This is a genomic window from Variovorax paradoxus B4 (assembly GCF_000463015.1).
GTDB classification, from domain to species: domain Bacteria; phylum Pseudomonadota; class Gammaproteobacteria; order Burkholderiales; family Burkholderiaceae_C; genus Variovorax; species Variovorax paradoxus_E.
The window spans coordinates 4,010,974-4,036,378 of record NC_022247.1 but is presented as its reverse complement, the minus strand read 5'-3'; the positions used below and the strand labels follow the sequence as shown (position 1 = coordinate 4,036,378).

At 67.4% G+C, this 25,405-nt stretch carries 26 protein-coding genes; 11 read left to right on the top strand and 15 right to left on the bottom strand.

Annotation, left to right across the window (positions count from 1 at the left end; translation table 11 throughout):
• Positions 1-84: 84 nt before the first annotated feature.
• Together VAPA_RS18850 and VAPA_RS18845 are read left to right on the top strand one after the other, a co-directional pair.
• Positions 85-1,461 (top strand): MATE family efflux transporter, encoded by a 1,377-nt coding sequence (locus tag VAPA_RS18850; RefSeq protein WP_047785447.1) that lies wholly within the window; start codon positions 85-87, stop codon positions 1,459-1,461.
• A 61-nt stretch (positions 1,462-1,522) separates the two neighbouring features.
• The gene (locus tag VAPA_RS18845) at positions 1,523-2,233 is read left to right on the top strand and encodes an SDR family oxidoreductase (RefSeq protein ID WP_021008356.1); all 711 of its coding nucleotides are present in this window, start codon (positions 1,523-1,525) and stop codon (positions 2,231-2,233) included.
• A gap of 15 nt (positions 2,234-2,248) precedes the next feature.
• On the opposite strand, the gene VAPA_RS18840 is transcribed toward VAPA_RS18845, so the two are convergent.
• The 5 genes from VAPA_RS18840 to VAPA_RS18820 form a co-directional block, all read right to left on the bottom strand.
• Positions 2,249-2,575 carry a hypothetical protein gene (locus VAPA_RS18840; RefSeq protein ID WP_021008355.1) on the bottom strand — a complete coding sequence of 109 codons (327 nt, stop codon included), beginning with the start codon at positions 2,573-2,575 and terminating at the stop codon, positions 2,249-2,251.
• Positions 2,576-2,733: 158 nt separating this feature from the next.
• Complete coding sequence (locus VAPA_RS18835) at positions 2,734-3,471, bottom strand: aldolase (RefSeq protein WP_021008354.1); 738 nt, start codon at positions 3,469-3,471, stop codon at positions 2,734-2,736.
• 33 nt (positions 3,472-3,504) lie between these two features.
• Positions 3,505-4,146 carry a 2-dehydro-3-deoxy-6-phosphogalactonate aldolase gene (locus tag VAPA_RS18830; RefSeq protein WP_021008353.1) on the bottom strand — a complete coding sequence of 214 codons (642 nt, stop codon included), beginning with the start codon at positions 4,144-4,146 and terminating at the stop codon, positions 3,505-3,507.
• Entirely contained in the window at positions 4,143-5,051 is a 909-nt protein-coding gene (locus VAPA_RS18825; protein ID WP_021008352.1) for a 2-dehydro-3-deoxygalactonokinase, read from the bottom strand. The genes VAPA_RS18830 and VAPA_RS18825 overlap by 4 nt, the downstream gene beginning before the upstream one ends.
• Before the next feature lies 1 nt (position 5,052).
• On the bottom strand, positions 5,053-6,789 hold the full coding sequence (locus VAPA_RS18820) for an IlvD/Edd family dehydratase (protein ID WP_021008351.1): 1,737 nt from the start codon (positions 6,787-6,789) through the stop codon (positions 5,053-5,055).
• A gap of 151 nt (positions 6,790-6,940) precedes the next feature.
• Here VAPA_RS18820 and VAPA_RS18815 point away from each other — a divergent pair, with 151 nt between their 5' ends.
• The 5 genes from VAPA_RS18815 (at position 6,941) to VAPA_RS18795 (ending at position 12,020) form a co-directional block, all read left to right on the top strand.
• Positions 6,941-7,684, top strand: a complete 744-nt coding sequence (locus VAPA_RS18815) for a FadR/GntR family transcriptional regulator (protein ID WP_021008350.1) — start codon at positions 6,941-6,943, stop codon at positions 7,682-7,684.
• A 102-nt stretch (positions 7,685-7,786) separates the two neighbouring features.
• Positions 7,787-9,172, top strand: coding sequence for an ABC transporter substrate-binding protein (locus VAPA_RS18810; RefSeq protein WP_021008349.1), 1,386 nt, complete (start codon positions 7,787-7,789; stop codon positions 9,170-9,172).
• Positions 9,173-9,208: 36 nt separating this feature from the next.
• Positions 9,209-10,084, top strand: a complete 876-nt coding sequence (locus VAPA_RS18805; protein WP_021008348.1) for a carbohydrate ABC transporter permease — start codon at positions 9,209-9,211, stop codon at positions 10,082-10,084.
• On the top strand, positions 10,081-10,932 hold the full coding sequence (locus VAPA_RS18800; RefSeq protein ID WP_021008347.1) for a carbohydrate ABC transporter permease: 852 nt from the start codon (positions 10,081-10,083) through the stop codon (positions 10,930-10,932). Before VAPA_RS18805 ends, VAPA_RS18800 begins: the two co-directional genes overlap by 4 nt.
• 20 nt (positions 10,933-10,952) lie before the next feature.
• A complete protein-coding gene (locus tag VAPA_RS18795; protein WP_015866462.1) occupies positions 10,953-12,020 on the top strand; it encodes an ABC transporter ATP-binding protein in 1,068 nt (355 codons plus the stop codon).
• A gap of 9 nt (positions 12,021-12,029) precedes the next feature.
• Here VAPA_RS18795 and VAPA_RS18790 read toward each other — a convergent pair whose 3' ends face one another.
• Positions 12,030-13,070, bottom strand: coding sequence for an endonuclease/exonuclease/phosphatase family protein (locus tag VAPA_RS18790; protein WP_021008346.1), 1,041 nt, complete (start codon positions 13,068-13,070; stop codon positions 12,030-12,032).
• Between the two features lie 270 nt (positions 13,071-13,340).
• On the opposite strand from VAPA_RS18790, the gene VAPA_RS33585 reads away from it, so the two are divergent.
• The gene (locus VAPA_RS33585; RefSeq protein ID WP_051255337.1) at positions 13,341-13,703 is read left to right on the top strand and encodes a hypothetical protein; all 363 of its coding nucleotides are present in this window, start codon (positions 13,341-13,343) and stop codon (positions 13,701-13,703) included.
• 6 nt (positions 13,704-13,709) lie between these two features.
• Complete coding sequence (locus VAPA_RS18780; protein WP_230558893.1) at positions 13,710-14,441, top strand: hypothetical protein; 732 nt, start codon at positions 13,710-13,712, stop codon at positions 14,439-14,441.
• 78 nt (positions 14,442-14,519) lie between these two features.
• On the opposite strand, the gene VAPA_RS18775 is transcribed toward VAPA_RS18780, so the two are convergent.
• A complete protein-coding gene (locus VAPA_RS18775) occupies positions 14,520-16,340 on the bottom strand; it encodes a DEAD/DEAH box helicase (RefSeq protein ID WP_021008343.1) in 1,821 nt (606 codons plus the stop codon).
• Positions 16,341-16,639: 299 nt separating this feature from the next.
• On the opposite strand from VAPA_RS18775, the gene ettA reads away from it, so the two are divergent.
• Positions 16,640-18,301, top strand: a complete 1,662-nt coding sequence (gene ettA / locus VAPA_RS18770; RefSeq protein WP_021008342.1) for an energy-dependent translational throttle protein EttA — start codon at positions 16,640-16,642, stop codon at positions 18,299-18,301.
• A gap of 3 nt (positions 18,302-18,304) precedes the next feature.
• Here the strand turns inward: ettA and VAPA_RS18765 are convergent, their stop codons facing one another.
• From VAPA_RS18765 to VAPA_RS18750, 4 genes are read right to left on the bottom strand one after another with little or no spacing between them, the layout of a single operon-like run.
• Positions 18,305-18,760 carry a carboxymuconolactone decarboxylase family protein gene (locus tag VAPA_RS18765; RefSeq protein WP_021008341.1) on the bottom strand — a complete coding sequence of 152 codons (456 nt, stop codon included), beginning with the start codon at positions 18,758-18,760 and terminating at the stop codon, positions 18,305-18,307.
• On the bottom strand, positions 18,675-19,169 hold the full coding sequence (locus VAPA_RS33945; protein WP_021008340.1) for a MerR family transcriptional regulator: 495 nt from the start codon (positions 19,167-19,169) through the stop codon (positions 18,675-18,677). The genes VAPA_RS18765 and VAPA_RS33945 overlap by 86 nt, the downstream gene beginning before the upstream one ends.
• A 34-nt stretch (positions 19,170-19,203) precedes the next feature.
• The gene (locus VAPA_RS18755; protein ID WP_021008339.1) at positions 19,204-20,598 is read right to left on the bottom strand and encodes a TAXI family TRAP transporter solute-binding subunit; all 1,395 of its coding nucleotides are present in this window, start codon (positions 20,596-20,598) and stop codon (positions 19,204-19,206) included.
• A 7-nt stretch (positions 20,599-20,605) separates the two neighbouring features.
• Positions 20,606-21,655, bottom strand: a complete 1,050-nt coding sequence (locus VAPA_RS18750) for a P1 family peptidase (protein ID WP_021008338.1) — start codon at positions 21,653-21,655, stop codon at positions 20,606-20,608.
• A gap of 40 nt (positions 21,656-21,695) precedes the next feature.
• Between VAPA_RS18750 and VAPA_RS18745 the strand changes: the two genes are divergently transcribed.
• A complete protein-coding gene (locus VAPA_RS18745; RefSeq protein WP_021008337.1) occupies positions 21,696-22,994 on the top strand; it encodes an NAD(P)/FAD-dependent oxidoreductase in 1,299 nt (432 codons plus the stop codon).
• A gap of 29 nt (positions 22,995-23,023) precedes the next feature.
• Here VAPA_RS18745 and VAPA_RS18740 read toward each other — a convergent pair whose 3' ends face one another.
• Genes VAPA_RS18740 through VAPA_RS18725 form a run of 4 tightly spaced genes read right to left on the bottom strand, consistent with a single transcriptional unit; the run spans position 23,024 to position 25,393 of the window.
• Positions 23,024-23,491, bottom strand: a complete 468-nt coding sequence (locus VAPA_RS18740; RefSeq protein ID WP_021008336.1) for a DUF411 domain-containing protein — start codon at positions 23,489-23,491, stop codon at positions 23,024-23,026.
• An 11-nt stretch (positions 23,492-23,502) separates the two neighbouring features.
• Positions 23,503-23,781 carry a hypothetical protein gene (locus tag VAPA_RS18735; RefSeq protein WP_021008335.1) on the bottom strand — a complete coding sequence of 93 codons (279 nt, stop codon included), beginning with the start codon at positions 23,779-23,781 and terminating at the stop codon, positions 23,503-23,505.
• Positions 23,778-24,812, bottom strand: a complete 1,035-nt coding sequence (locus tag VAPA_RS18730) for a glycerophosphodiester phosphodiesterase (protein WP_021008334.1) — start codon at positions 24,810-24,812, stop codon at positions 23,778-23,780. The genes VAPA_RS18735 and VAPA_RS18730 overlap by 4 nt, the downstream gene beginning before the upstream one ends.
• Positions 24,809-25,393 carry a DUF1439 domain-containing protein gene (locus VAPA_RS18725; RefSeq protein WP_021008333.1) on the bottom strand — a complete coding sequence of 195 codons (585 nt, stop codon included), beginning with the start codon at positions 25,391-25,393 and terminating at the stop codon, positions 24,809-24,811. Before VAPA_RS18725 ends, VAPA_RS18730 begins: the two co-directional genes overlap by 4 nt.
• Positions 25,394-25,405 lie beyond the last annotated feature (12 nt).

Here is a 25,405-nt window from a genome sequence, read left to right as displayed (position 1 = left end):
CCGCCGGGCCGCTCCCAAGGCGAATACCGCAGCGCGGAGTGCGGAGGTTACCCAGTGAGCCAGGAACTCGATCCGCGCACGCGCATGCTGCTCGAGGCGCCGATCGTGGCGACCCTGCTGCGCCTGGCCGCGCCCAACGTGCTCGTGATGGTGGCGCAGGCATCCGTCGGGCTCATCGAAACCTACTTCGTCGGCAAGCTGGGCACCAATGCGCTGGCCGGCATGGCGCTGGTGTTTCCCATCGTCATGCTGATGCAGATGACCTCGGCCGGCGCCATGGGCGGCGGCATTGCCTCGTCGATCGCCCGTGCGCTGGGCGCGCGCCGCCGCGGCGACGCCGATGCGCTGGTGTGGCATGCGGCGGTCATCGCGATCGGCTTCGGCCTGTGCTTTTCGCTTGCGCTGCTGGCCGGCGGGCGATGGCTCTACGCCATCATGGGCGGCACCGGCGCGGCGCTCGACGCGGCCCTGACGTATTCGAACTGGGTGTTCGCGGGTGCGGTGCTGGTGTGGCTCTTCAATTCGCTCTCGGCCATCATCCGCGGCACCGGCAACATGGCGGTGCCGGCGAACGTGACGGTGGTGGGCGTGGTGTTCCTCATTCCGGCGTCGCCGCTCCTGATCTTCGGCTGGGGACCGCTGCCGGGCATGGGCATCGCGGGCGGCGCGATGGCGTTGCTGCTGTACTACCTGCTGGGGTCGATCGCGCTCATCGTCTACCTGCGCTCGCCGCGCAGCCTGCTGCGCCCCACGCTCTCCGCACTGAAGCTGCGCTGGCCGCTGTTCCGCGACATCCTGCGCATCGGGCTGGTGGGTGCGGTGTCGACGGTGGCGACCAACCTGTCGATCGGCATTGCCACGGCCTTGACCGGGCACTTCGGCTCTGGCGCGCTGGCGGGCTACGGCACCGCCTCGCGGCTCGAGTACCTGCTGGTGCCGCTGGTGTTCGGCCTTGGCGCGCCGCTGGTCGCGATGGTGGGCACCTGCATGGGCGCGGGGCAGCGGGAACGCGCGCTTCGCGCCACCTGGGCCGGCGCGGCGCTGGCCTTTGCGCTCACCGAAACCATCGGCCTCGCCGCGGCGCTGTTCCCGCGCCCCTGGCTGCTGCTGTTCGGCAACGATCCCGTCATGCTCGAAACGGGCGCGCACTACCTGCGCGTGGTCGGGCCGCTCTACGGCTTCTTCGGCGTCGGGCTGGTGCTGTATTTCGCCTCGCAGGGGGCCGGGCGCCTGCTGTGGCCGGTGCTCGGCAACATCGCGCGGCTCGTGGTGGCCGGCGTGGGCGGCTGGCTGGCCTTGCGCTGGGGCGGCGGGCTGGCCGGCGTGTTCGCCGCACAGGGCGTGGCGCTGGTGGTGTACGGCATCGTCATCGCATCGGCGATTGCCGGCGGCGCCTGGTTCGGCCGCGTGGGCTGGCCGCGCACAACCAGTGGCCTGCTGCGGCGCGTGGCGCAAGCCTGAGCCGTCTGCTTTTTTCGACCGATCAATACAAGGGACGATGCGTCCCGCTGAAAGGCTTCCCATGAAAATCAAGGATTCCGTCGTCTTCATCACCGGTGCCAACCGTGGCCTGGGCCTTGCATTCGCCAAGGCGGCGCTGGCTGCGGGCGCGCGCAAGGTCTACGCGGCCGCGCGTGATCCGAAGAGCGTCACGCTGCCTGGCGTGGTTCCCGTGGCGCTCGACGTCACGCAGCCCGCGCAGATCGAGGCGGCGGTGCGCGCATGCGGCGACGTCACGCTGCTCGTCAACAACGCCGGCATTTCGCGCGGCGCCAATCTGCTGGGTGCCGGAGCCGTCGAGGCGGCGCGCGCAGAGTTCGAAACCAATTTCTTCGGCGTGTGGGGGGTGTCGCAGGCGTTTGCGCCCGTGCTCGCGGCCAATGGCGGCGGGGCGATCGTCAATGTGCTGTCGGCGCTGAGCTGGACCACTTTCCCGAGCGTGGCCACCTACAGCGCCACCAAGTCGGCGGCATGGTCGCTGAGCAATGGACTGCGCAACGAACTGGCGGGCCAGGGCACGCAGGTGACGAGCCTGCACGTGGCCTACATGGACACTGACATGGCTTCGCACGTGCCCGGTCCCAAGGCCTCGCCCGGCGAGGTGGCCCAACTGGCGCTGGCCGGCGTGGAAGCGGGCCTGCCCGAGGTGCTGGCCGACGCGGTCGCGCGCCAGCTCAAGCAAAGCCTCTCGAGCGATGCGCCTGCTTATGCGGCGGCGCCTGCCGCTGCATAGGCCCGGTCCGGCGGATCAGTAGCGGTAGGGGTTCTCGGGCCGGCGGTCGTAGCGGTTCGGCACGCCGTCGCCGTCATAGTCCCTGCGGCCGTAGCGGCGCTCCTCCCAGTGGCGATGCCGATGTTCGTAGCGGTCGCGCCCGTGGTAGTAGCCAGGGCCGTAGTAGTGATGCCGCGGGGGCGGCGGCGCGTAGTAGTGGTGGCGCGGCGGAGGCGGCGGTGCGGGAACCACATACACCTGGGCCTGGATGAAGCGGCCGCCGGTCTGTGCCTGTGCCGGGGCGCTGAGTGCAGCCAGCGACAGCAGGGCCGCGGCGCCAATGGCGTAAGTGAGCTTTTTCATGGCAACTCCCATGGAGTGGTTGGAAGCCCTATCGTCGTGGTCCCATGTGAACGCTTTGTAAGGCTGGAGCGAAATCGGATGAAGAGCTGTAAGCCGCTGCGCGGCCATTGCGCGATTCTGCGCAGTCCTTTTACGATCCGAAATCGGCCGAACGGACGTCAGCCGCGTGGCGGAGGCAGCATTCGCCGGAGCGCCTCGAAGAACAGGTCCGCCTGCTCGCGTTCACCCTGGATCTGCGCCGCGACATGCGCGGCCAGCCTGGCATCGACGGGAACCAGCGGGCGCCCGGTCGATTGCGCAATCACCTGGTGCAGGCTCGCGCGTTCCAGATAGTAGAGATCGTCGTAAGCATGCGCAATGCAGGCGCCCGCCACGATCACGCCATGGTTCGCGAGAAAGGCAATGTCCTTCCCCGCCATGGCGCGCGCGATGCGCTCGCCCTCGGCATCGTCGAGCGCGAGGCCGTTGTAGACCGCATCGACCGCGATGCGGTTCATGTAGCGCATCGCGTTCTGGCTCAGCGTGGGATCGAGCGCGCGCTCGGCCGTGAGCGTGAGTGCGGTGGCGTAGGGCATGTGGCAGTGCAGCACGACCGCATGGCCGGTCAGGCGGTGCACCGCGCCGTGGATGAACAGGGCTGTCGGTTCCACCCTGTGGCGGCCGGCGAGCACTTCGCCGTGCACGTCGATCAGCACGACGTCGTCAGGGCCGATCTCGCTCCAGTGCAGGCCGCGCGGATTGATCAGGTAGCGGTCTTGGGCGCCCGGCAACAGCACGCTGAAATGGTTGCAGACCCCTTCGGACAATCCGTGGTGGGCGGCTGCGCGCAGCGCGAGTGCAAGGTCTTCGCGCAGCTTGCGCACGGCCGGACTGGCGTAATCTGAATCGGCGGACATCGACGCTCCCTCGTGAACGTGGAAAGAAGGTTTTCAGGCGTGGGCCGAGCCCGTGAAGGCCGCAACGAATCTCTGCGCATCGGCGCGTACGGCCGAAGCCTGTTTGCCCGGCTTGTAGAGCGCGGAGCCGATGCCGAAGCCGGCCGCACCGGCCGAGCACCATTCGGCCATGTTGGTGGGCGTGATGCCGCCCACGGGCATCAGCGGCGTGCCTTCTGGCAGCACCGCGAGCAGGGCTTTCACCACCGCGGGCGATGCCAGTTCGGCCGGGAACAGCTTGAGCCCGGTCGCGCCCGCGGCCAGCGCGCCGAAGGCTTCGGTCGGCGTCATCACGCCGGGCAGGCAGACCATGCCGAGCCGCACGGCTTCGGCGATCACCTCGGCATTGAAGTTGGGCGACACGATCAGCTCGCCGCCGGCCGAATGCACATAGCGCACCTGCTGCACGTCGAGCACCGTGCCGGCGCCCACCAGGGCGTGCGGGAAGCGCGTGCGCATCAGCGTGATGCTGGCGTAGGGCTTGGGTGAATTGAGCGGCACTTCGAGCAGCCGGAAGCCGGACTCGACGATGGCATCGCCCACGTCGGCGGCCTCGGCAGGCGCGAGTCCGCGCAGGATGGCAACCAGCGGAAGCTCGCGCATCGCGGCATCGAATTTTTCGCGGGGTGTGGTCATGGGGGCATTCTGCCGATGTCGAGGAAGCCGGACAGCGCATGCAGGCCGGCCCAGGTGGCTTCGGCGCCGAGCGTGCGCGTGGCGGTGCCGGTGGCGCGCAGGGCCAGGGCATAGCGTTGGGTCAGGGCGGAGGAGCCGATCAGCACGACCTCGCCGACCGCCTGCAGCGACTGCGTGCGCAGTTCTTCGCCGATGAGCAGGCCGGAGAGGTAGCTCGACAGCTCTTCCTTCGGCATGCGCTCGAACAGCGCGAGCGTGCGCGCGCCGAAGGCGTTGTGCAGCAGGCCGTGGCCGTTTTCGGAGCGCGTCACGCCTTCGAGGAAGGCCGCTTCGTCGAGCGGGGCCGCCGCGTCGAGCGTGCGTGCCAGGATCGAGTGCTGGCTCAGCAGCGCGTAGAACTCGCCCGTCATGTAGGTGCGAAAGCCAACGATGCGGCCCTTCTTCACCGTCGCCCATTTGTTGTGGGTGCCCGGCAACACGAAGACGCCGTCGTCCAGGCCGGTGATCGACATGGCACCGAAGATCTGCACTTCTTCGCCGCGCATCACATCGGGCACGCCGGCATGTTCGTCGCGCAGGCCGGGCACGATCGCGATGCGCGCGCCGGGCATGGCTTCGATGTCGATGATCCTGCGGCCGACTTCGACGCGGCCTGCAGGGCAGGCGCAATACGGTGCCTCGACCCAGCCCTGCTTGCTGCCGGCCATGCCGGAGATCAGGCAGCGCGCGCCTTCGAGGCGCATCCAGTCGCCGAACAAGGTCTCGAAGACGGCGAGAAAACCGCCTTCGGCCACGGTGAGGATGCCGCGCGCGTCGCTGCGTTCTTCCAGCACCTTGCCGTTCGCGTCCAGCAGGGCGCCTCGCAGGGAGCTTGTGCCCCAGTCGATGGCTACCAGTCTTGTCATCTCAGTGATTGTCGCGCGGCACGAAAGCCCCGCGGCGCCCGCGCAGGAAGGCCAGGTCGGCACCCTGGTCGGCCTGCAATACCGTGTCGACATAGAGCTTCCAGTAGCCCGAGTCGAGCGGCGGCTTGGGTGCGACCCATTTCTCGCGCCGCTTCGCCAGCTCTTCGTCGCTCACATGCAGGTGCAGCTTTCGGTTGGGCACGTCGAGCTCGACGATGTCGCCATCCTGCACCAGCGCCAGCGGCCCACCGGCGGCGGCCTCGGGTGCGGTGTGCAGCACCACGGTGCCGTAGGCGGTGCCGCTCATGCGCGCGTCGCTGATGCGGACCATGTCGGTGATGCCCTTGCGCAGCACCTTCGGCGGCAGCGGCATGTTGCCCGACTCGGCCATGCCGGGATAGCCGCGCGGGCCGCAGTTCTTCAGCACCATGACGCAGTGCTCGTCGATGTCGAGGTTCTCGTCGTCGATGCGCTTGTGCAGGTCGTCGGCGCTTTCGAACACCACCGCGCGGCCCTTGTGCACCAGCAACTCGGGCGTGGCAGCGCTGGGCTTGATGATGGCGCCGTTGGGCGCGAGGTTGCCGCGCAGCACGCAGATGCCGGCCTTTTCCTTGAAAGGTTCGGCCAGCGGGCGGATCACCTGCGGGTTGTAGTTCTCGACGTCCTTCACGTTGTCCCACAGCGTCTGGCCGTTGGCTGTGATGGCGTCCTTGTGCAGGTATTGCGCGATCTCCTTGATGACCACCGGCAGCCCGCCCGCATAGCAGAAGTCTTCCATCAGGAAGCGGCCCGAGGGCTGCAGGTCGACCAGGCAGGGCAGGTCGGAGGCCAGCCGGTCGAAGTCGTCGAGCGAGAGGTCCACGCCGATGCGCCCCGCGATGGCCAGCAGGTGGATGACGAGGTTGGTGGAGCCGCCGATGGCCGCGTTGACCTTGATGGCGTTCTCGATGGCCTCGCGCGTGAGGATCTTCGACATGTGGAGGTCTTCATGGACCATGTCGACGATGCGCCGGCCGGCCATGCGCGCCAGCACGTTGCGCCGGCCATCCACGGCCGGGTAGGCGGCGTTGCCGGGCAGGCCGATGCCGAGCGACTCGACCATGCAGGCCATGGTGCTCGCGGTGCCCATGGTCATGCAGTGGCCGTGGCTGCGGTGCATGCAGCTCTCGGCCTCGAAGAAGTCCTGCAGCTTGAGCGTGCCGGCGCGCACCTGCTCGCTCATCTGCCATACGCCGGTGCCCGAGCCCAGTTCCTGGCCGCGCCACTTGCCCGAAAGCATCGGGCCGCCGGAGACGCCGATGGTCGGCAGGTCGACGCTGGCCGCGCCCATCATGAGCGCGGGCGTGGTCTTGTCGCAGCCCATGAGCAGCACCACGCCGTCGAGCGGATTGCCGCGAATGCTTTCTTCCACGTCCATGCTCGCCAGGTTGCGATACAGCATGGCGGTGGGGCGCAGCAGCGTTTCGCCGAGCGACATCACCGGGAACTCGAGCGGAAAGCCGCCCGCCTCGTAGACGCCGATCTTCACCTGCTCGGCGAGCGTGCGGAAGTGCGAATTGCAGGGCGTGAGCTCGCTGAAGGTGTTGCAGATGCCGATGACGGGGCGCCCGTCGAACTGGTCGTGCGGTACGCCCTTGCCCTTCACCCAGCTGCGGTAGATGAAGCCGTCGCGGTCATTGCGGCCGAACCATTGCTGGCTGCGCAGGTCTTCGGGTTTTTTCTTGGGGGAAGTGCTCATCGGGTTGTCTCCGTTTACGACCGCTTACGGCCCCAAACCTCAGGGTTTGTCCTGCCGATCGGTCATTTCAATCATCATATGATAAGTGCGAAGAACTTGTCGGACCCTTAGTGTTTTCGAGCGTCGGCATATCAAATTTCACATCACGCACATGATCAAGAACATCCACGGTCGCACGCTCGAGCTGCTCGGCGAAGCTGTCGTGGCCGGTCGTTATGCGATCGGGGCGTCGATCCCGGCCGAACCCATTCTGGGCGAGGAGCTCGGCGTGAGCCGCACCGTGGTGCGCGAGGCCATCAAGTCGCTCGCGGCCAAGGGCCTGATCGTGACGGGCCCCAAGGTGGGCACGCGGGTGCTGCCGCAGGACAAGTGGAACTGGTTCGACCCCGATGTCATCACCTGGCAGTCGCGTGCCGGGCTCACGCCCGAATTCCTGCGCGACCTGCAGGACCTGCGGCGCGTGGTCGAGCCGGCGGCCGTGCGCCTCGCGGCCGAACGGGCCAGCCCGCAGGACATCGAGGAGATAGAGCGCGCCTTCGCCGGCATGAAGGAAGCCGTGGAGAACGGCGGCGACTACGTCACCTTCGACCTGCGCTTTCACACCGGCCTGCTGAGCGCGGCGCGCAACCGCATGCTCGCGCAGATGAGCAAGGCACTCAACGCGCTGCTTCGCACCAGTTTCGAAATCTCGACCAGCAAGCCCGACGGTCCCGCGCTTTCGCTGCCGCTGCACCGCGCAGTGCTCGACGCGGTGATCGCGCACGATCCGGCCAAGGCCGAGCGGGCGGTCATCCGCCTCATCGACGGCGCGCGGCAGGACATCGAAGACGTGCTCGGCTCACGCCGCCGCCTGCCGCGGCTCAGTCGCCCGCCGCCGCGGCTCAAGGCGAACTAGCCGGCAGCCCCAGGGTCCAGGCGCCGGCCGGCGCAGGTTGCAACAGATTTTTTCACCCACGCTCGTGTTCCGAGCATTTCCACCGAAGAAGAAGGAGACACCATGAAAGTCGTCAAGTCGCTGATAGCGCCGACGTTGTTCGCGCTGGGGTTGTTGGCGGCGGCAGGTCCCGCTGCCGCGCAGGAAAAGCTCACCGTCTGGTGGGTCAAGGGCTTCTACAAGGCGGAGGACGATGCGCTGTTCGCCGCCATCAAGAAGTTCGAGGACAAGAACAAGAACGTGAAGATCGAGCTGTCGCAGTACCCGATCCAGGACATGATTCCCAAGACCGTGTCCGCGCTCGACTCCGGCAGCCCGCCCGATGTGGCATACGCTGACGTGTACGACTTCCAGGTCACGGGCAAGTGGGCCTTCGACGGCAAGCTCGAGGACCTCGGCAGCGTGCTCTCGCCCATGAAGGACCGCTTCGCGCCGAACACGCTCGAGACCACCTTCCTCTACAACGACCAGACCAAGGCCAAGGCCTACTACGCCTTCCCGATCAAGCAGCAGACGATGCACGTGGAGTACTGGCTCGACATGCTCACCGAGGCCGGGCTCAAGGAAGCCGACATTCCAACCACCTGGAAGGACTACTGGTCCTTCTGGTGCGATAAGGTGCAAACCGCCAGCCGCCAGAAAAGCGGCAAGCGCACTTTCGGCATCGGCATGCCCATGGGCGTGGATTCGAGCGACTCCTTCTATTCGTTCCTGACCTTCATGGACGCCTATAACGTCAAGCTGGTGGACGACAACGGCAAGTTGCTGGTCGACGACCCGAAGGTGCGCACCGGCCTGATCGGCGCGCTGACCGACTACACCACGCCCTACACCAAGGGCTGCACGCCACCGTCGTCGACGAGCTGGAAGGACCCGGACAACAACGTTGCGTTCCACAACAAGACGACGCTGATGACGCACAACGCGACCATCTCCATCGCCGCCAAGTGGCTCGACGACTCGAACAACGCCTCGCTCACGCCCGAGCAGCGTGAAGAGGCGCGCAAGAACTACACCGAGCGCATCCGAACGGCCGGCTTCCCGAGCAAGCCCGACGGCAGCAAGATGGTCTACCGCACGGCCGTGAAGACCGGCGTGGTGTTCAAGGACGCGAAGAACAAGGCACGCGCCAAGGAATTCGTCTCCTTCCTGCTGCAGGAAGAAAACCTCACGCCGTACGTCGAAGGTTCGCTGGGCCGCTGGTTCCCCGTGACCAAGACCGGGCAGCAGCGCGACTTCTGGAAGGCCGACCCGCACCGACTCTCGGTCTACAACCAGTACGCCGCCGGCACCGTGACCTTCGAGTTCACCAAGAACTACAAGTTCACCGTGCTCAACAACGAGAACGTCTGGGCCAAGGCGATGAGCCGCGTCGTCACCGACAAGGTGCCGGTGGACAAGGCGGTCGACGAGATGATCGCGCGCATCAAGACGGTCGCGGCGCAGTAAGCCGCATCTGGAAACACCTTCACCGGGCCGACTCGCATGAGCTCCACTGCCACCGCCGCGCCGCTTCCGGCGCCTCCTGTCAATCTTGGGGCGCGGCACGCGCGCTGGCAATTCTGGGGCGCGGTCATGGTCGTGCCCTACCTGCTGGTGTTCGTGGTGTTCGTGCTCTATCCGGTGGGGTACGGGCTGTGGCTCGCGCGCCATCCACAAAGCTACGTGAAGCTGGTTGAAGACCCGATCTTCTTCCGCTCGGTGATCAACACGGCCATCTTCCTGGTCGTGGCGATCAACATCAAGATGCTCGTGGCCCTCGTGCTCTCGGGCTTCTTCGTGACATCGCGCTGGTGGATCAAGATCGTCTCGGCGATCTTCATCCTGCCATGGGCGATGCCCTCGATTCCCACCATCCTGTCGATCCGCTTCATGCTCAACCCCGAGTGGGGCGTGATCAACAGCACCATCTTCCGCCTGACCGGCGCCGACGGTCCCAACTGGCTCAACGATCCCTCGCTCGCGCTGGCCTTCGCGATGGTGGTGCACGTGTGGAAGTCGCTGCCGTTCTGGACGCTGATCCTGGTGGCGGGACGGTTGGCCATTCCATCCGAACAATATGAGGCAGCCTCCGTGGACGGCGCCTCGTCATGGCAGAAGTTCCGCTTCGTGAGTTGGCCGGCGCTGAAGACGCTCTACATCACCTCGACCATTCTCTCGATGATCTGGACGCTGGGCGACTTCAACAGCGTGTACCTGCTGACCGGCGGCGGACCTGCGGACCTGACGCACGTGCTGGCCACGCTCGGCATTCGCTACCTGCGCCTGGACCAGGTCGATCTCTCGATGGCTTCCATCGTGGTAGCCCTTCCGTTGGTGCTGCCCCTCGTTTACTTCATGATGAAGAGGCTCTCGAAATGAAACGCTGGACCCCCAAGGCCATAGCGACCGAGGCCAGGCTGCTGCTGATCGGCATTCCGGTGCTGCTCTGGACGCTGATTCCGGTCTACCACATGGTGCTGTTCGCGATCTCGTCGAAGGACTCCGCGACATCGGGCCACCTATGGCCCAAGAACCCGACGCTGGACAACTTCCGCATCGTGTTCCAGCAGAAGCACTTCTACCTCGACCACTTCTGGCTGCAGCTGTGGAATTCGCTGCTGATTGCGGTGTCGGTCGGCGCGCTCACGCTGTTCGTTGCGACCACGGCCGCATTCGCGATCAGCCGGCTGCGCGTGCGGGGCGGGCGCACGGTGATGAACCTGGCGCTCTTCACCTACTTCATTCCTGCGGCCTTCCTCGCGGTGCCGATGTACAAGACCATGGGCAACTATGGCCTGCTCAACAGCCAGTGGGCGCTGATTCTTGCCATGGTGACCATCGCCTCGCCGTATTGCATCTGGGTGCTGAAGCAGGCTTCGGACAAGCTGCCCTACGAGCTCGACGAGGCCGCGCGCATGGACGGCGCTTCGCCGCTGCAGCTGTTCCGCCTGGTGTACCTGCCGCTGATGGTGCCGTCGCTGGTGGCGGTGGGCACCTACTCGCTGCTGCTGGCGTGGAACGAGTACCTCTACGCCTTCCTGCTGCTGTCGAACGACAGGAGCGTGACGCTGGCGGTGGCGCTCGGCAACTTCCTTTCGGCCGACGATTCGCCGTGGGAGCTGCTGATGGCCACCGGCCTCATCTACGCAATGCCGCCCGCGGCGATCTACTACGCCTTCAAGCGCTACATGGTGGGCGGCCTGACTGCAGGCGCCGTCAAGAGCTGAGCGAACCCAGGGACTAAACAATGGCTTCCGTATCCTTTCGCAATATCCAGAAATCCTTCGGCAAGGTCCAGATCATCCAGGGCCTGAGTTTCGACATCACCGATGGCGAGTTCGTGGTGCTGGTCGGGCCTTCGGGCTGCGGCAAGTCGACCTTGCTGCGCATGCTCGCGGGCCTGGAGGACATCAGCGGCGGCGAGATCATGATCGACAGCCGTGTGGTCAACGACCTCGAGTCGAAGGATCGCGACATCGCCATGGTGTTCCAGAGCTACGCGCTCTATCCGCACATGACGGTGGGCGAGAACATGGGCTTCAGCCTGCGGCTGCGCAATGCCGAGAAGTCGGTGACCGACGAGCGCGTGGCGCGGGCCGCGAAGATCCTCAACCTCGATGCACTGCTCGGACGCTATCCGCGCGAGCTGTCGGGCGGGCAGCGCCAGCGCGTGGCCATGGGGCGCGCCATCGTGCGCGACCCGAAGGTGTTCCTGTTCGACGAGCCGCTGTCCAACCTCGACGCCAAGCTGCGCGTGGCAATGCGCGCCGAGATCAAGGCGCTGCACCAGCGCCTGAAGACCACCACCGTCTACGTGACGCACGACCAGATCGAGGCCATGACCATGGCCGACCGTATCGTGGTGATGCACGACGGCATCGTCGAGCAGATCGGCACGCCGCTCGACCTGTACGACCGCCCCGACAACCTGTTCGTCGCGCAGTTCATCGGCTCGCCGTCGATGAACGTGATCGAGGGCACGGTGCGGCGTTCGGGTGGCGAATGCCACGTCGAGGCGCATGGCGCGCGCTGGCCCGTGCCGCCGGGTACCTCGGCACCCGACGGCCAGCCGGTGCACTACGGCATCCGCCCCGGCGACATCACGCTGGGCGGCGGCAGCGGTGTCGATGCGCAGGTGATCGTGGTCGAGCCCACGGGCGCCGAGACCGAACTGCTGGTGCAGGTCGGCGAAGCGAAGCTGGTGCTGGCGGTGCATGGCCGCGTCGACGCGCAGCCCGACCAGACCGTGGGCCTGGCGATCGATGCCAACCGCGTGCACCTGTTCGACCGCCAGAGCGGCCGGCGCATGCCCTGAGCTTTCGGCTCAGTCGGTGCGCAGCCGCAGCAGCGCGCGCACGAAGCCGTGGTCCGAGCGCGAGCGGTCCCGGCCTTCGTGCAGGTGGTCGTTGAAGTAGTCGACCCGGCGCACGTCGCCCAGGCTGCGCCGGCTCGTCGCAACGAACTCCTCGCTCACGAAGATCTGGTCGAGCACGGCCGGAAAGCCCTGGTGGATGTGCGAATAGGCCACGTCCTTCTTGAGCGCTGACTCACCCTGCATCTCGTAGGCGTTGAACAGCGCCACGTCGCGTGCCGCCTTGTCGTAGGCCACCTCGGAGGTGGCCGCCACCAGCTGCGTGGTGACGCTATGCGGGTCGTCGTTGAAGTCGCCCATCACCACCAGCGGCGTGTTCGTGCCCTGCAGCAGGTCGATCACGATGCAGCGCAGGGCCGCCGCCTCGACGCCCCGCATGACGAGCGAGCGCAGCGAAGCCATGGCGCCGACCTTGCGGTCCTCCCGGTCTTCCAGGGCATTGCCGTGCGCGTCCTGCAGGAACTTCGGCCGCTTGGACTTGAGGTGCACCGTCAGCACGTGCACCTGTTGCCCGTGCTTCATGCGCAGCGTGGCCAGCAGGGGCGGGCGCTCGAAGCGCGTGTGCGGGCCCTGGCCCGGCACCTCGACCCCGAAGCCGGGCGGAAAGTCGACGAAAGACCGGACATGGTCCACCTGCAGTCGCGTGGCGATGCCGACCCGCGGCGTGCCTTGCGCGCCCGGCCGTGCAGGCGTGCCCGGCGGGCTCGCGGGCGGCGGCGTGTTCTCTGCGCCGGGTACCGAGACGAAGTCGTAGCGCAGGCCGCTGCGCGCAATGGCGGCCTTCAGCGCGTTTTCGTCCCAGACCTCCTGCACCGCGAGCACGTCGGCATTGAGCGCGTGGAAGCGCTCGCCGGTCCAGTCGATCTTGCGTTCGTAATCGCGTTCGTCGTAGGCGTCCTGGTTCTCGTAATACACCCGATGCGGGTTCGCGAGATTCAGCAGGTTGCAGGTGGCGACGAAGAGCGTGGCGTAGTTGGGCGGGATGTCTTGCATGGCTCGCGATTGTGTCTGCACAGGCTGGCGCGCGAGATGACGCCTTTCGCATTAACGAACAGCAGAGCGCGGCTTCGTGTGTGTTGCCTGGCTGACAAAAAGGGCGGGAAACGTGCTGGATTTGTGGTCTTGCAACGTTTGTGTCGGGACTTGTAAGCCGACAATCCGGCGTCTTCGGCGTCTTTCTTGGAAGAAATGAAAATGAAGTTTCGATCGAGCTGTTCCGTTCTTCTGGCGTGCGTCGCGCTCGCCGCTTGCCAATCGGCCCCTTTGTACGAGCCCGGCCGGCGCGCGCTGATTGCGGCGCAAGAAGACGAGGAACGTACCGTTGTCGGCCAGGCGGTGCCCGGCACGGCATTCGCGCAGCTTCGGCCCAGCATGACCTATGCGGAGGCGATCAAGATCGCGGGCAAGCCGAATGCCGAAACGGTCAGGAACACGGGCAAGGCCTGGATTCCCACCTACAACGGAACGGACCGGTGGCGCCATTACCTTGCCTACAAGGGGCAGGGCGTGCTGGTCTTCGCGGGTACGGCAGGAGGAGAAATAGCCGAGATCTCGCGCACCAGGGCTTACACGCCCGATGTGCTGATCCAGATCGTGCACAACCCGGCCGACAGCGGAAAGTTCTGAGCACCGGTGAAACCCGTCGACCACACTTTGCCGTCCCGCCGCGTTCTGCTGGCCCTGGCCCTCATCGCCGGCACGCTGGTGCTCGGGGCTTGCGGCTCCAGGCCTGCCACCGTGGCGGAACTCCCCGCCGTCGCTCGCATCATGGTGATTCCCGTGGCACCGATCAAGAAGCTTCACACCGAGAACAAGGGCATCCCGCTCGGCGTGCTGTGGCAGTCGATTGCCGATCGCGTCAAGGGCTCCGAATTCAACGAGCGCATGGAGGCCGTCCGCAACGACATGGGGCCGAAGATGACGGCGGCGCTGGTTGCGCAGTTGAATGCGCAGGGCTACCAGGCCCAGGCGCTCGAGGGCGTTTCCAGGCCGGCGGCTTCACCCGACAACATCGACTACGGAATGCTGCCGACTTCGGAACCGGTGCTGCATGTCTACTTCAACGAGGTCGGCATGTATTCGGCGCGCTTCTCGACCGACTATGTGCCGCGTGTGAACCTGAGCGCCTACCTGATGACCGCCAAGGATGGCGACACCGTGTACTCCGAGACCATCTATTACGGCGCCGACGCCAGCGGCGATTCTTCCGGCAGCGTGCCCGCGAATGCGCGCGACCGCTGGGGCAGCTTCGGCGAGCTGGTGGCGCAGCCGCAGGAGGTGGCGCGCAGCTATGACGAAGCAGTGACCGCACTGGCAAACAGGATCGCGAAGAACATCCGGGCGAACACGGCGCCGCCGCGCTGACGATTCGAAAAAAAAGGGCACCGAAGTGCCCTTTTTCATTCTTGCGGGGTAGATGGTTCTATCTACCCGCGGTATCGGTCAGCGCCCGAACGAACGGCCACCGCCGCCGGAGCGGTTGCCACCGCCACCGCCACCGCCGCCGTAGCCGCCGCCACCGCCCGAACGGCCACCGCCGCCCGAACGATTGCCGCCGTAGCCGCCACCGCCGCCGCCCGGTCGTCCGCGCCCGCGGCCGCCACCCATGTGGTCGACGCTCGTGCGCAACGGATCCGGCTGACCGTCGCCGCCGGCGACCGCTTCGGCGCGCAGGTGCGCCACCTGGTTGGCCTGGGTCGGGCTGTGGCTGTTGCCGTGATGGCGCGGTTGGCGCTCGTCATGCGGCAGGTGATTCTGTTGATGCTGAGGCGCATGGTGCGGCGTGCGTGCCGGGCCTTGCGGTCCGCGGCCTTGCGGCGCGCGGGCGCCCTGGCCGCGCGGGCCCTGGCCCTGTCCCTGGCCGCCGCCATTGGCGTTGCGGCCTTGGCCGCCGCCGCCCTGGCCGCCACCGCGGCGTTGACCGCCGCCGTTGCCGCCACCACCACCACCACCGCCGGCGCGCTCACCGCCCTGGCCGGCCTTGTTCTCGCGGATGCGTTGCAGCATCTCGGTGCGGGCAGCCTTGGCGGCCGCCTGCATCACGTCGCGGCTCGGCGGACGGCCGGCACCGCCCCAGATCGTCTGGCGACCCATGGCGATCGGCTCGGCGCGCTCGCCGTCCTCAGGGCCGAAGCCTTCGACGAACTGCACCGGAATCGTCTGCTTGGTGAAGCGTTCGATTTCCTGCATGAAGCCTTCTTCGTCGAGGCAGACGAAGCTCACGGCCTCGCCGCTCGAACCGGCGCGGCCGGTGCGGCCGATGCGGTGCACATAGTCTTCGCTGACGTTCGGGATTTCGTAGTTCACGACGTGCGGCAGCTCGTCGATGTCGATGCCGCGGGCCGCGATGTCGGTGGCCACCAGCGCGCGGATATCGCCGCTCTTGAAGCCGGCCAGTGCCTGCGTGCGGGCGCTCTGGCTCTTGTTGCCGTGCAGCGCCATCGCCTCGATGCCGTTCTTGGTGAGGAACTCGGCCACGCTGTTGGCGCCGAACTTGGTGCGCGTGAACACGAGCACCTGGCTCCACTTGTTCTCGTTGATGATGTGCGCGAGCAGTGCCTTCTTCTTGCCGCGGCCGACCGGGTGGATCACCTGGGTGATGCGCTGCACCGTGGTGTTGCGCGGCGTGACTTGGATGCTCTGCGGGTTCTTGAGCAGCGTGGCGGCCAGGTCGCGAATCTCGTCGCTGAAGGTGGCCGAGAACAGCAGGCTCTGCTTTTCCCTGGGCACCAGGGCCAGGATCTTCTTCACGTCATGGATGAAGCCCATGTCGAGCATGCGGTCGGCTTCGTCGAGGATCAGCATCTGGACCTGGCTCAGGTCGAGCATGCCCTGCTGCTGCAGGTCGAGCAGGCGGCCGGGGGTGGCCACGAGGATGTCGACACCCTTCTTGAGCTTGCTGATCTGCGGATTCATGCCCACGCCGCCGAAGATCACGGTCGAGTCGAGCTCCAGGTACTTGCCGTAGGTGCGCACCGACTCCTCGACCTGGGCCGCGAGTTCGCGCGTGGGCGTGAGCACCAGCGCACGGATGCCGATGCCGCCGAACTTGTTGGTGGCGCTCGCGCCCGTGCTGAGCTTGTGCAGCATCGGCAGCGTGAAGGCAGCGGTCTTGCCGGTGCCGGTCTGGGCGCCGCCCAGAAGGTCGTGGCCTTCGAGTACCGCGGGAATGGCTTGCGCCTGGATGGGGGTGGGGGTGTCGTAACCGTGCTCGTGCACAGCCTTCAAGATGGCGGGAGCCAGCTTCAGTTCGTCAAAATTCATTGGAAACAATAAGCGCCATACACGGCGCAGTGGCATCGGCCCGCTTGGCGTCTTTTGTGACGCCGAGCCAGTCAAGGCTGATGAAGGTCAGGGGTGGGAGCCGGAAAGTCCGCCCTCGCAAGAGGGTTGAAAGGCGCTTTCTTCGTCCCCGGCAGAGAGCCGGTGTTGCGGGCAACTGGACCCGGCAACGGTGAGTATTGTCGCATGAGTCGATAATGTGTGGTTTGCCGCGCCCGAATACCGCTTTCGGGCGCCCGCGCTTTTCCCGAATCTCCGCTACCCAAGGTAACTACCCACAGATGGCTCAATACGTCTATTCGATGAACCGCGTCAGCAAGACCGTGCCGCCCAAGCGGCAGCTCTTGAAAGACATTTCGCTCTCTTTCTTCCCCGGCGCCAAGATCGGCGTGCTCGGCCTGAACGGCTCGGGCAAGTCGACGCTGCTCAAGATCATGGCGGGTGTGGACAAGGAGTTCGAGGGCGAGGCGCTGCCCATGCCGGGGATGACGATCGGCTATCTGGAGCAGGAACCCAAGCTCAACCCCGAGCACACGGTGCGCGAATCGGTCGAAGAGTCCATGGGCGCGGTGTTTGCGGCCAAGGCGCGCCTCGAAGAGGTGTACATCGCCTATGGCGCCGAAGACGCCGACTTCGACGCGCTGGCGGCCGAGCAGGCCCAGCTCGAAGCCATCATCGCCACCGCCGGCACCGATTCCGAACATCAACTGGAAATCGCCGCCGATGCCCTGCGCCTGCCGCCGTGGGACGCGAAGATCGGCCTGCTGTCAGGCGGCGAAAAGCGGCGCGTGGCGCTGTGCCGCCTCTTGCTGTCCAAGCCCGACATGCTGCTGCTCGATGAGCCGACCAACCACCTGGACGCCGAATCGGTGGAGTGGCTCGAAGTGTTCCTGCAGCGCTTCACGGGCACCGTGGTGGCCATCACCCACGATCGCTACTTCCTCGACAACGCGGCCGAGTGGATCCTGGAAATGGACCGCGGCCGCGGCATTCCCTGGAAGGGCAACTACAGCACCTGGCTCGAGCAGAAGGGCGAACGCCTGGCGCAGGAGCAGAAGAGCGAAGAAGCCCACGCCAAGGCGCTGAAGAAGGAGCTCGAGTGGTCGCGCCAGAACCCGAAGGCACGCCAGGCCAAGAGCAAATCGCGCCTCGCCCGCTTCGAAGAGCTGAGCGACATGGAATACCAGAAGCGCAACGAGACACAGGAGATCTTCATTCCTGTGGCGGAGCGGCTGGGTCAGCAGGTGTTCGAGTTCCACGGCGTCAGCAAGTCCTTCGGCGACCGCATGCTGATCGACAACCTGAGCTTCACCGTGCCGCCGGGCGCGATCGTCGGCATCATCGGCCCGAACGGCGCCGGCAAGTCGACGCTCTTCAAGCTGCTCGCGGGCAAGGAGCAGCCGGACAGCGGCGAAGTCATCATCGGCTCGACGGTCAAGATGGCCTTCGTCGACCAGCACCGTGATGAGCTCGCCAACAACAAGACCGTCTGGGAAGACATCTCGAACGGCCTGGACATCATCAACGTCGGCAAGTTCCAGATGGCCAGCCGCGCGTACGCGGGTCGCTTCAACTTCAACGGCGCGGACCAGCAAAAGAAGGTCGGCACGCTCTCGGGCGGCGAACGCGGCCGCCTGCACCTGGCCAAGACGCTGATCGCGGGCGGCAACGTGCTGCTGCTGGACGAGCCCTCGAACGACCTGGACGTCGAAACGCTGCGCGCGCTCGAAGACGCGCTGCTCGAATTCGCCGGCACCGTGATGGTCATCAGCCACGACCGCTGGTTCCTCGACCGCATCGCCACGCACATCCTCGCGGCCGAAGGCGACAGCCAGTGGACCTTCTTCGACGGCAACTACCAGGAGTACGAGGCCGACAAGAAGAAGCGCCTGGGCGAAGAAGGCGCAAAGCCGAAACGCATGCGCTACAAGGCTCTCAAGTAGAGCTCAGGGCGTTTCGACAAGGCCGCGCGGTTCCGCAAGGGGCTGCGCGCTTTTTTCATCGTCTGCCGCAAACACCTCGCGCGCCGCCGTCAGGCCGTTGAGCGCCGCGGGGAAGCCCGCGTACACAGCCATCTGCATGATGACCTCGACCACCTCGTTGCACGTCACGCCGACGTTGAGCGCGCCCTGGATGTGCACCTTGAGCTGCGGCGCCGCATTGCCCATGGCGGTGAGCGCGGCCACCACCGCGATTTCGCGTGAACGCAGGTCGAGGCCGGGGCGCGAGTAGATGTCGCCGAACGGAAACTCGATCAGGAGGCGGGCGAAATCGGGTGCGATGCCGGCCAGGCTTTCGACGACCTTGACGCCGCCTTCACCGTCGATTTGCTGGAGTTTGGCCAGTCCGCGCTCGTAGCGCAGGTTGTCGTTGCTGTTCTGGCTTGCTTGTGCGTTCGTCATCGCTCGTCTTTCCTTCATGGGCTGTGCCCGGTGAGGAGGGACGCTTCCTGTCGATGACGCGGTAGTGCTCGATCTTCAGCGACAGCGCCTGCATGGATTGCTGCAGCGCCGCCACCTTGGCCTGGACCTCGGCAAAGTGCTGTTCGAGCATCTTGCGCCGCTCTCCGACACTGGCGTCCCCCTGGCTTCGAAGCCTGGCGAAGGCCTGCATGCCCTGGATGGGCATGCCGGTTTCGCGCAGGCGCAACAGGAAGGCCAGCCAGTCCATGTCGGCGCTTGCGTAGCGGCGCTGGCCACCCGGTGCGCGGGGCACTGCGGCGATCAGTCCGATGCGCTCGTAGTAGCGCAGCGTGTGGGCCGTGAGGCCGGTGCGCTGCGCGACTTCCGCAATGGTCAAGCTGGCTTCCATGGCGGGAATTCTCGAAGTTGGAGCGCGCTCTAAGTCAAGCGCTTTCTGCGGATTCCGCTGGCGGCGGCGTTCGAGGCGCGAAATCGCCCGGTTGCGGCCAGCGCATCTGCACGCGCCTTTGCACCGTGTGGATGTTGTTGCGCAGCGCATAGAGCTCGTCGGCATACGACAGCGGAACGGCCACCTTGTTGACCACGCGGTCGAGCTCCTCGAGTTCGTCGAGCAATTCGTCGCGCCCGCCTTGGCGCGCGTCGACCTTGGCCTCGATGTCGCGCAGCCGCGCATACCAGCGGAACACGCGCCGCCGCACGCGGAACTGGTAGAGCGGCGGCACCACGCGGCTCAGCGGCAGCATCAGCACCAGCAAGCCGCCAAGCACCAGCCACATGCGCTCGATCAGGTTGCTGGCCCAGAACGGCAGGTAGCGCTGCCAGAACGGCGGCGTGCCGTTGATTGCGCGGTCGCCCTCGGGGCTCACGGGCAGTTCGCTGGTGCGCGTGTTGGGGAAGTCGCGCGCGCGGTTGAACCAGCCGGCGTCGCTGTGCACGCCTTGCGCGGCCTGCGCGAAGAGCTGGCGCAGCGCAGAGTGGGTTTCGTCGCGCGAGAGCAGCGAGGTGGTGGCCGCGAGCAGCGAGACGTCCGCAGGCGGCAGGTCTTTCGACAGATCGACCACGCCGCGCGGCAGCGTGACCGCCGAGAGGAACGGAAAGCGCCGCGTGTACGCATCGGCCTGGCCGAAGTCCATGAGCTTGATGTCGGGCGCGCGCAGCAGCCGCTGCACCTGTGGCGACTGCGGCGCTGAGGCCAGCACGATGGCGTCGAGCAGGCCGGCCTGGAGTGCTTCGGCCGCGGCCGCCTGTTCGAGGTTGGACAGCTGCAGCGCGTCGGACTCGAGGTGGTTGGCCTTGAAGAGCCTTTCCATGATCTCGGGCAGGCCGCTGCCCGCCAGGTCGACGTTCACGCGCAGGCCGCGCAATTGGGCAAGCGAGGTCAGGGTGGCCGTCTTGCGGTCGATCTTCTGCGCGCTGTCGGCGCGGTAGAAGAGCCAGATCGGCTCGAAGAACAGGCTGCCGAGGGAGGTGAGCCCGGCTTCCTCGTCGGCCACCGGGTCGGCGCTGCCGCCGCGCACGAAGCCCACGTCGGCGCCGCCACTGCGCAGCAGTTCCAGGTTTTCGGAAGACCCCGTGGTGGCCTTGAGCTCCACTTCGATGCCGCTGCTCTTGAGCAGCTCGGCATAGCGCTTGCCGAACTGCGAATAGGCGCTGCCGGTCGGGCCGGTCGCCAACGTCACGTGCTTGGGCGGCTGCGGCTGCAGCCACCAGTAGGCGGCAATCAAGAGGCCGATCACGAGGAACACGACCGGACCCGCCGAGGCGATCAGGTCGCGGATCGACAGCAGGATCAGCTTCAGTGTCTTGGGCATGGCCATGGGGTACTCAACCTTTCGTTGCGGCGAGATCGGCCGCGCACGGGACGTGCAGCTCGCCAACGGTGACGGAACGCGCCGCCAGCACAGCGCGCAAGGTGGCGCGCGCCACCGCTTCGGCCGCCATGGTGCCGAGCACGGTCATGCCGGGGCTGGATTCGGCACCGGGGCCTTCGAGCGGAACGCGGCCGGTGGCCAGCGCGAACAGCGTGTCGCCGTCGCTCATCGTGTGCACCGGGTTGATGGCGCGCGCGAGGCCATCGTGTGCCACGCTGGCGAGGCGGTTGGCCTGCACCTTCGTCAGCACCGCGTCGGTCGCGATCACGCCGAGCGTGGTGTTGGTGCCCGCGAGCAGGGGCTTGGGCAGGTCGCCGCGCAGCAGGGCGCGGCGGGTGTCGAGCAGCGCGCTGCCGTCTTCGGTGCGCGCGCCGGCCACCGGCTGCGCGGTGTCCGGGTCGATCACGTCGCCCAGCGCATTGACTGCAATCAGTGCGCCCACCGTCACGCCGCCCACGGTGACCGAGGCGGTGCCGATGCCGCCCTTCATCGCGCGGTGCACGCCGAAGAGCTTGCCCACGAGCGCGCCGCTGCCGGCGCCCACGTTGCCTTCTTCCGGCGCATCGCGGGTGGCCGCCTCGCAGGCCGCATAGCCGGCGGCGGCGTCGGGACGGATGCGCGCGTCGCCCATGGGCAGGTCGAACAGCACGGCGGCCGGCACGATGGGCAGGGTGCCGAAGCGCACGTCCATGCCGATGTTGCGCTCCTCGAGCCAGCGCATGGCGCCTTCGGCCGCGGCCAGTCCCCAGGCGCTGCCGCCCGCCAGCATCACGCCGTGCACCTGCTGCACCAGGTTGCCGGGCGAGAGCAGGTCGGTCTCGCGCGTGCCCGGTGCGGCGCCGCGCACGTCGACGCCGGCAACCGCCCCTTCGCGGGCGAGGATCACGGTGCAGCCCGTGGGCCGGCGCGTGTCGGAGAAATGGCCGACTTCGATGCCGGCCACATCGGTGATGGCGCCGGAAGACGAAGCAGGAAAAGACGAAGCGGATGACGAAGCAGGCATGGCGGCCGATTATGGGACCGCCCCTCTACGATAGGCCCCTATGACAGTTGCAAGAAGTTTCTCCGCGGGCGGTGTCGCGCGCCACGTAGTCGTGATCGGTGCGGGCGCCGTGGGCAGCGCGACCGCCATCGAGGCCTTGCGCGCCGGCCTGCGCGTGACGGTGGTGGAGCCCGGCGAACCGGGCGGCCCGCAGGCCACGAGCTACGGCAATGCGGGCTGGCTCTCGTCCCATTCCGTGGTGCCGCCTGCGCTGCCCGGTGCCTGGCGCAAGGTGCCGGGCTGGCTGGCCGATCCGCTGGGGCCGCTTGCACTGCGCTGGCGCCATCTGCCGCGGGCCTTGCCCTGGCTGCTGCGCTACCTGGCCTCGGGCTGGACCGAGGCGCGCGTGCAGCGCACGGCCGACGCACTGCGCACGCTGCTGGCCGACGCGCCGGCCTTGCATGCCCGGCTCGCCGCCGAGGCCGGCGTGCCGCAGCTCATCGAGCGGCGCGGCCTGCTGCATGCCTACCGGTCGCGCGAGGAGTTCGACGGCGATGCGCTCGGCTGGCGCGTGCGCCAGCGCACCGGCGTGCAATGGGAGGAATGGCCGGCGGCCGAATTGCGCCGGCGCGAGCCCGACCTCGATGCGCGCTACACGCTCGGCATCTTCGTGCCCGAGGCCGGGCACTGCCGCAATCCCGGTGCCTATGTGGCGGCGCTGGCGCGGCATGCGCAGGAGGCCGGCGCGCAGCGCGTGGCGGCGCGCGCCACCGGCTTTCGCATCGAGGGCGGGCGGCTGCGCGCGGTGCACACCGAAGCCGGTGAGATCAGCTGCGACGCTGCCGCCATCTGCGCCGGAGCGCGCTCGGGCCCGCTGGCCGCGGCGGCCGGATCGCCGGTGCCGCTTGAATCCGAACGCGGCTACCACGTGGTCGTCGAAGGCGCGTCGGTGGGGCCGCGCACGCCGACCATGGTGGCCGACGGCAAGCTCATCGCGCACTGGATGGACGGCGGCCTGCGCGCGGCCGGCCAGGTCGAGATCGGCGGGCTCGATGCCGCGCCCGACTGGCGGCGCGCGGAGATCCTGCACCGGCACCTGCTGTCGATGTTTCCGGCGCTTGCCGCCCAGGCGCCGGAGGCGGTGGCCGTGAAGCACTGGCTTGGCCACCGGCCCAGCCTGCCCGACGGGCTGCCCTGCATCGGCGCGTCCGCGGCCAGTGCGGACATCGTGCTGGCCTTCGGGCATGGGCACGTCGGCCTGTGCGGCTCGGCGCGCACCGGCAAGCTCGCAGCGCAATTGCTCGCGGGCACCACGCCCGAGACGGCGCTTGCCCCTTTCGATCCCCGTCGCTTCAGCTGACCGGACCGGTTTACCTCAGCGATTCCGCCTCAGCGGTAGCCTTGGTAGACGCGGCTGCCGCCGTCGGCCTGCACCAGCAGAACGTCGTAGGGGTCGCGCCGATCGCCGTAGGCGCCGCCGTCCATGCCGGGCGAGCCCACCGGCATGCCGGGGACGGCGAGGCCGATGGCTTTGGGCTTTTCGCGCAGCAGCCTGTGGATCTCGCGCGCGGGCACGTGGCCTTCGAGCGCATAGCCGCCGACCAGGCCGGTGTGGCACGAGCCCAGCTTGGCGGGAATGCCGAGCCGGCTGCGCGCGGCGCTGTTGCCGTCGTCGTGCACGCGGGTGGCGAAGCCGTTCGCGTTGAGGTGCCTGACCCAGTCCTGGCAGCACCCGCAGTTCGGGTCTTTCCAGATCTCGACCATCGGCGCGGCGGCCGATGCGGCCAGCGGCCATGCCGCCGTGGATGCGAGCGCCAGCAGCGGGGCGGCGCGCAGAAGAAGGGTGCGTCTTTGCATGAGATTTCTCCTCAGGACTCCAATTGCGCGCGGGCCTTGTCGACCCACACCTGCAGGTTGTCGAGCAGGTCTTTCTGGCTGAAGGAACAGCTCTCCTCACTGAACAGCGCGCTCGATTCGAGCCGGTCGAGCAGGTTCAGCAGCACCTCGCCATAGCGCGGCGGCAGTGCCGCGAGCAGCTCGCCGCTCGCGCGTGCCTCGTTCGAGAGCGCGGCAATCGATTCGCCGCGGCCGTTGCGCAGCGCGTCGATGCGCGCGCCGATGGCGTCGAGTTGCGGGGCTGCGTTCATGAGGCGGCCTTTCCCGGCGGCGGCAGCGAGAGGCCGCGTTCGCGCACCAGGTCGCGCAGCACGTCGGGGTAGTCGGTGATGATGCCGTCCACGCCCCAGTCCATCAGCCGCAGCATGTCGGCGCGCTGATTCACGGTCCAGGGCAGCACCTTGAAGCCGAGGCCTTGCGCTTCCTTGATGGCCGCGGGCGTCAGGTCGTTGTAGGCCGGCGACCAGGTGACGGGTCCGCCCGCCGTTCCCGCCGCGGCCTTGACCAGCTGCGGTGTCGATGCGAACTGCGCGGCGTCGAGCCCGGCCGTCCAGCGGCTGTCCTTGAGCGTTCGTGCGGAACTCAGGTAGGCGCGCGGCAATTGCGGCGCAAGCTGGCCGACCAGTGCGAGCGTGCGCCAGTCGAAGCTCTGGATGGTCACGCGGCCGCCCATCTGCGCCTTGTCGATTTCGGCGAGCAGGGCGCGCACCATCGGCTCGGGCGCGGCGGTCTCGTCGGGCTTGGCGGGATCGATCTTGGTCTCGATGTTGAAGCGCACCGTGGCGGCCGCGGTGCCGCGTGCGCGCACGTGCTCGAACAGGGCCGCCAGGGTCGGAATGCGCTCGCCATCGCGCGGCTGCTGCAGCGCGAACTGCTTGCCGTAGTTGCTTGCGGGGTTCAGGCGGCCGACGTCGTAGCGCTGCAGCTGGGCCAGCGTGAGCGAGCGGACAGCGGCGCCGCTCTTGGGCGGCAGCCAGGCGCCGTCCGCATCGCGGGTGTGGTCGGGATTGAGGGCGGTGTCGTGCGAGATCACGACCACGCCGTCGGCCGTGAGCCCGATGTCGAGTTCGAGCGTGTTCACGCCCAGATCGATGGCATTCGAGAATGCCGCCAGCGTGTTTTCAGGTGCGAGCCCACGTCCGCCGCGGTGCGCCTGCAGGTCGAAGTGCTGCTTGGCCCTGGGCAGGATGGCCGCGCAGCCGGCAACGAACAGAGCGCCGGCAACGCAGGCCGCCAGGGTGCCCGAGGCGAGACGATGCGCGCGAAGCAGGGGGGCGGTCATTTCAGCTGCACCTTGATGCCGTCGTCCTGCACCGTGATGTCGCCGATCTCGTAGGTCTTGCGTCCGACCGTGAGCTCGTCGGCCGTGAAGCTGCGCAGCACCTGCCCCTGCAGCAGTTCTTGCGCCACCACCGCGCCGACCTTCTGCAGGTGTTCCGCATCGCGGCCTTGCACGCCCTGCAGCTCAAGGCGCTCGGCCTTGGGCTGGTCGAGCCGCAGCGCGCGCGTGGCGGCGTCGTAGCGCAGCGCGCTGCTGACTGAGACCACGCCCTGCACGGGCGAGGCGGCCAGCAAGGGGCTGGCAATGGTCAGCGTGGCCGTGATGGCCGCGCGGTTGCCGCGTGCGTCGAGGCCCAGCTGCGGGTCGCGCAGCCCGACCATGAAGATCTCGGCATAGCGCTCGGCCACCGGAAAGCGCTTGGCGATCTGCGTTTGCAGCTCATCGCGGGTCGCGGTGTATTCGCTGGTGAAGAAGTTGAAGCCGGCCAGCGCGGAAAGCGGCACCTGCAGGACAGCGGCGCCGCAGAGCGCGCGCAGCATCCAGCGGCGGGAGGTGGTGAAAGGCAGGGAGCGGATTTGCATACTTCTCGGAGC

Coding starts and splice junctions, on each gene's coding strand:
- VAPA_RS18850 (WP_047785447.1), top strand. CDS start 85: ATGCTGCTCGAGGCGCCGATCGTGGCGACCCTGCTGCGCCTGGCCGCG.
- VAPA_RS18845 (WP_021008356.1), top strand. CDS start 1,523: ATGAAAATCAAGGATTCCGTCGTCTTCATCACCGGTGCCAACCGTGGC.
- VAPA_RS18840 (WP_021008355.1), bottom strand. CDS start 2,575: ATGAAAAAGCTCACTTACGCCATTGGCGCCGCGGCCCTGCTGTCGCTG.
- VAPA_RS18835 (WP_021008354.1), bottom strand. CDS start 3,471: ATGTCCGCCGATTCAGATTACGCCAGTCCGGCCGTGCGCAAGCTGCGC.
- VAPA_RS18830 (WP_021008353.1), bottom strand. CDS start 4,146: ATGACCACACCCCGCGAAAAATTCGATGCCGCGATGCGCGAGCTTCCG.
- VAPA_RS18825 (WP_021008352.1), bottom strand. CDS start 5,051: ATGACAAGACTGGTAGCCATCGACTGGGGCACAAGCTCCCTGCGAGGC.
- VAPA_RS18820 (WP_021008351.1), bottom strand. CDS start 6,789: ATGAGCACTTCCCCCAAGAAAAAACCCGAAGACCTGCGCAGCCAGCAA.
- VAPA_RS18815 (WP_021008350.1), top strand. CDS start 6,941: ATGATCAAGAACATCCACGGTCGCACGCTCGAGCTGCTCGGCGAAGCT.
- VAPA_RS18810 (WP_021008349.1), top strand. CDS start 7,787: ATGAAAGTCGTCAAGTCGCTGATAGCGCCGACGTTGTTCGCGCTGGGG.
- VAPA_RS18805 (WP_021008348.1), top strand. CDS start 9,209: ATGAGCTCCACTGCCACCGCCGCGCCGCTTCCGGCGCCTCCTGTCAAT.
- VAPA_RS18800 (WP_021008347.1), top strand. CDS start 10,081: ATGAAACGCTGGACCCCCAAGGCCATAGCGACCGAGGCCAGGCTGCTG.
- VAPA_RS18795 (WP_015866462.1), top strand. CDS start 10,953: ATGGCTTCCGTATCCTTTCGCAATATCCAGAAATCCTTCGGCAAGGTC.
- VAPA_RS18790 (WP_021008346.1), bottom strand. CDS start 13,070: ATGCAAGACATCCCGCCCAACTACGCCACGCTCTTCGTCGCCACCTGC.
- VAPA_RS18775 (WP_021008343.1), bottom strand. CDS start 16,340: ATGAATTTTGACGAACTGAAGCTGGCTCCCGCCATCTTGAAGGCTGTG.
- ettA (WP_021008342.1), top strand. CDS start 16,640: ATGGCTCAATACGTCTATTCGATGAACCGCGTCAGCAAGACCGTGCCG.
- VAPA_RS18765 (WP_021008341.1), bottom strand. CDS start 18,760: ATGACGAACGCACAAGCAAGCCAGAACAGCAACGACAACCTGCGCTAC.
- VAPA_RS33945 (WP_021008340.1), bottom strand. CDS start 19,169: ATGGAAGCCAGCTTGACCATTGCGGAAGTCGCGCAGCGCACCGGCCTC.
- VAPA_RS18755 (WP_021008339.1), bottom strand. CDS start 20,598: ATGGCCATGCCCAAGACACTGAAGCTGATCCTGCTGTCGATCCGCGAC.
- VAPA_RS18750 (WP_021008338.1), bottom strand. CDS start 21,655: ATGCCTGCTTCGTCATCCGCTTCGTCTTTTCCTGCTTCGTCTTCCGGC.
- VAPA_RS18745 (WP_021008337.1), top strand. CDS start 21,696: ATGACAGTTGCAAGAAGTTTCTCCGCGGGCGGTGTCGCGCGCCACGTA.
- VAPA_RS18740 (WP_021008336.1), bottom strand. CDS start 23,491: ATGCAAAGACGCACCCTTCTTCTGCGCGCCGCCCCGCTGCTGGCGCTC.
- VAPA_RS18735 (WP_021008335.1), bottom strand. CDS start 23,781: ATGAACGCAGCCCCGCAACTCGACGCCATCGGCGCGCGCATCGACGCG.
- VAPA_RS18730 (WP_021008334.1), bottom strand. CDS start 24,812: ATGACCGCCCCCCTGCTTCGCGCGCATCGTCTCGCCTCGGGCACCCTG.
- VAPA_RS18725 (WP_021008333.1), bottom strand. CDS start 25,393: ATGCAAATCCGCTCCCTGCCTTTCACCACCTCCCGCCGCTGGATGCTG.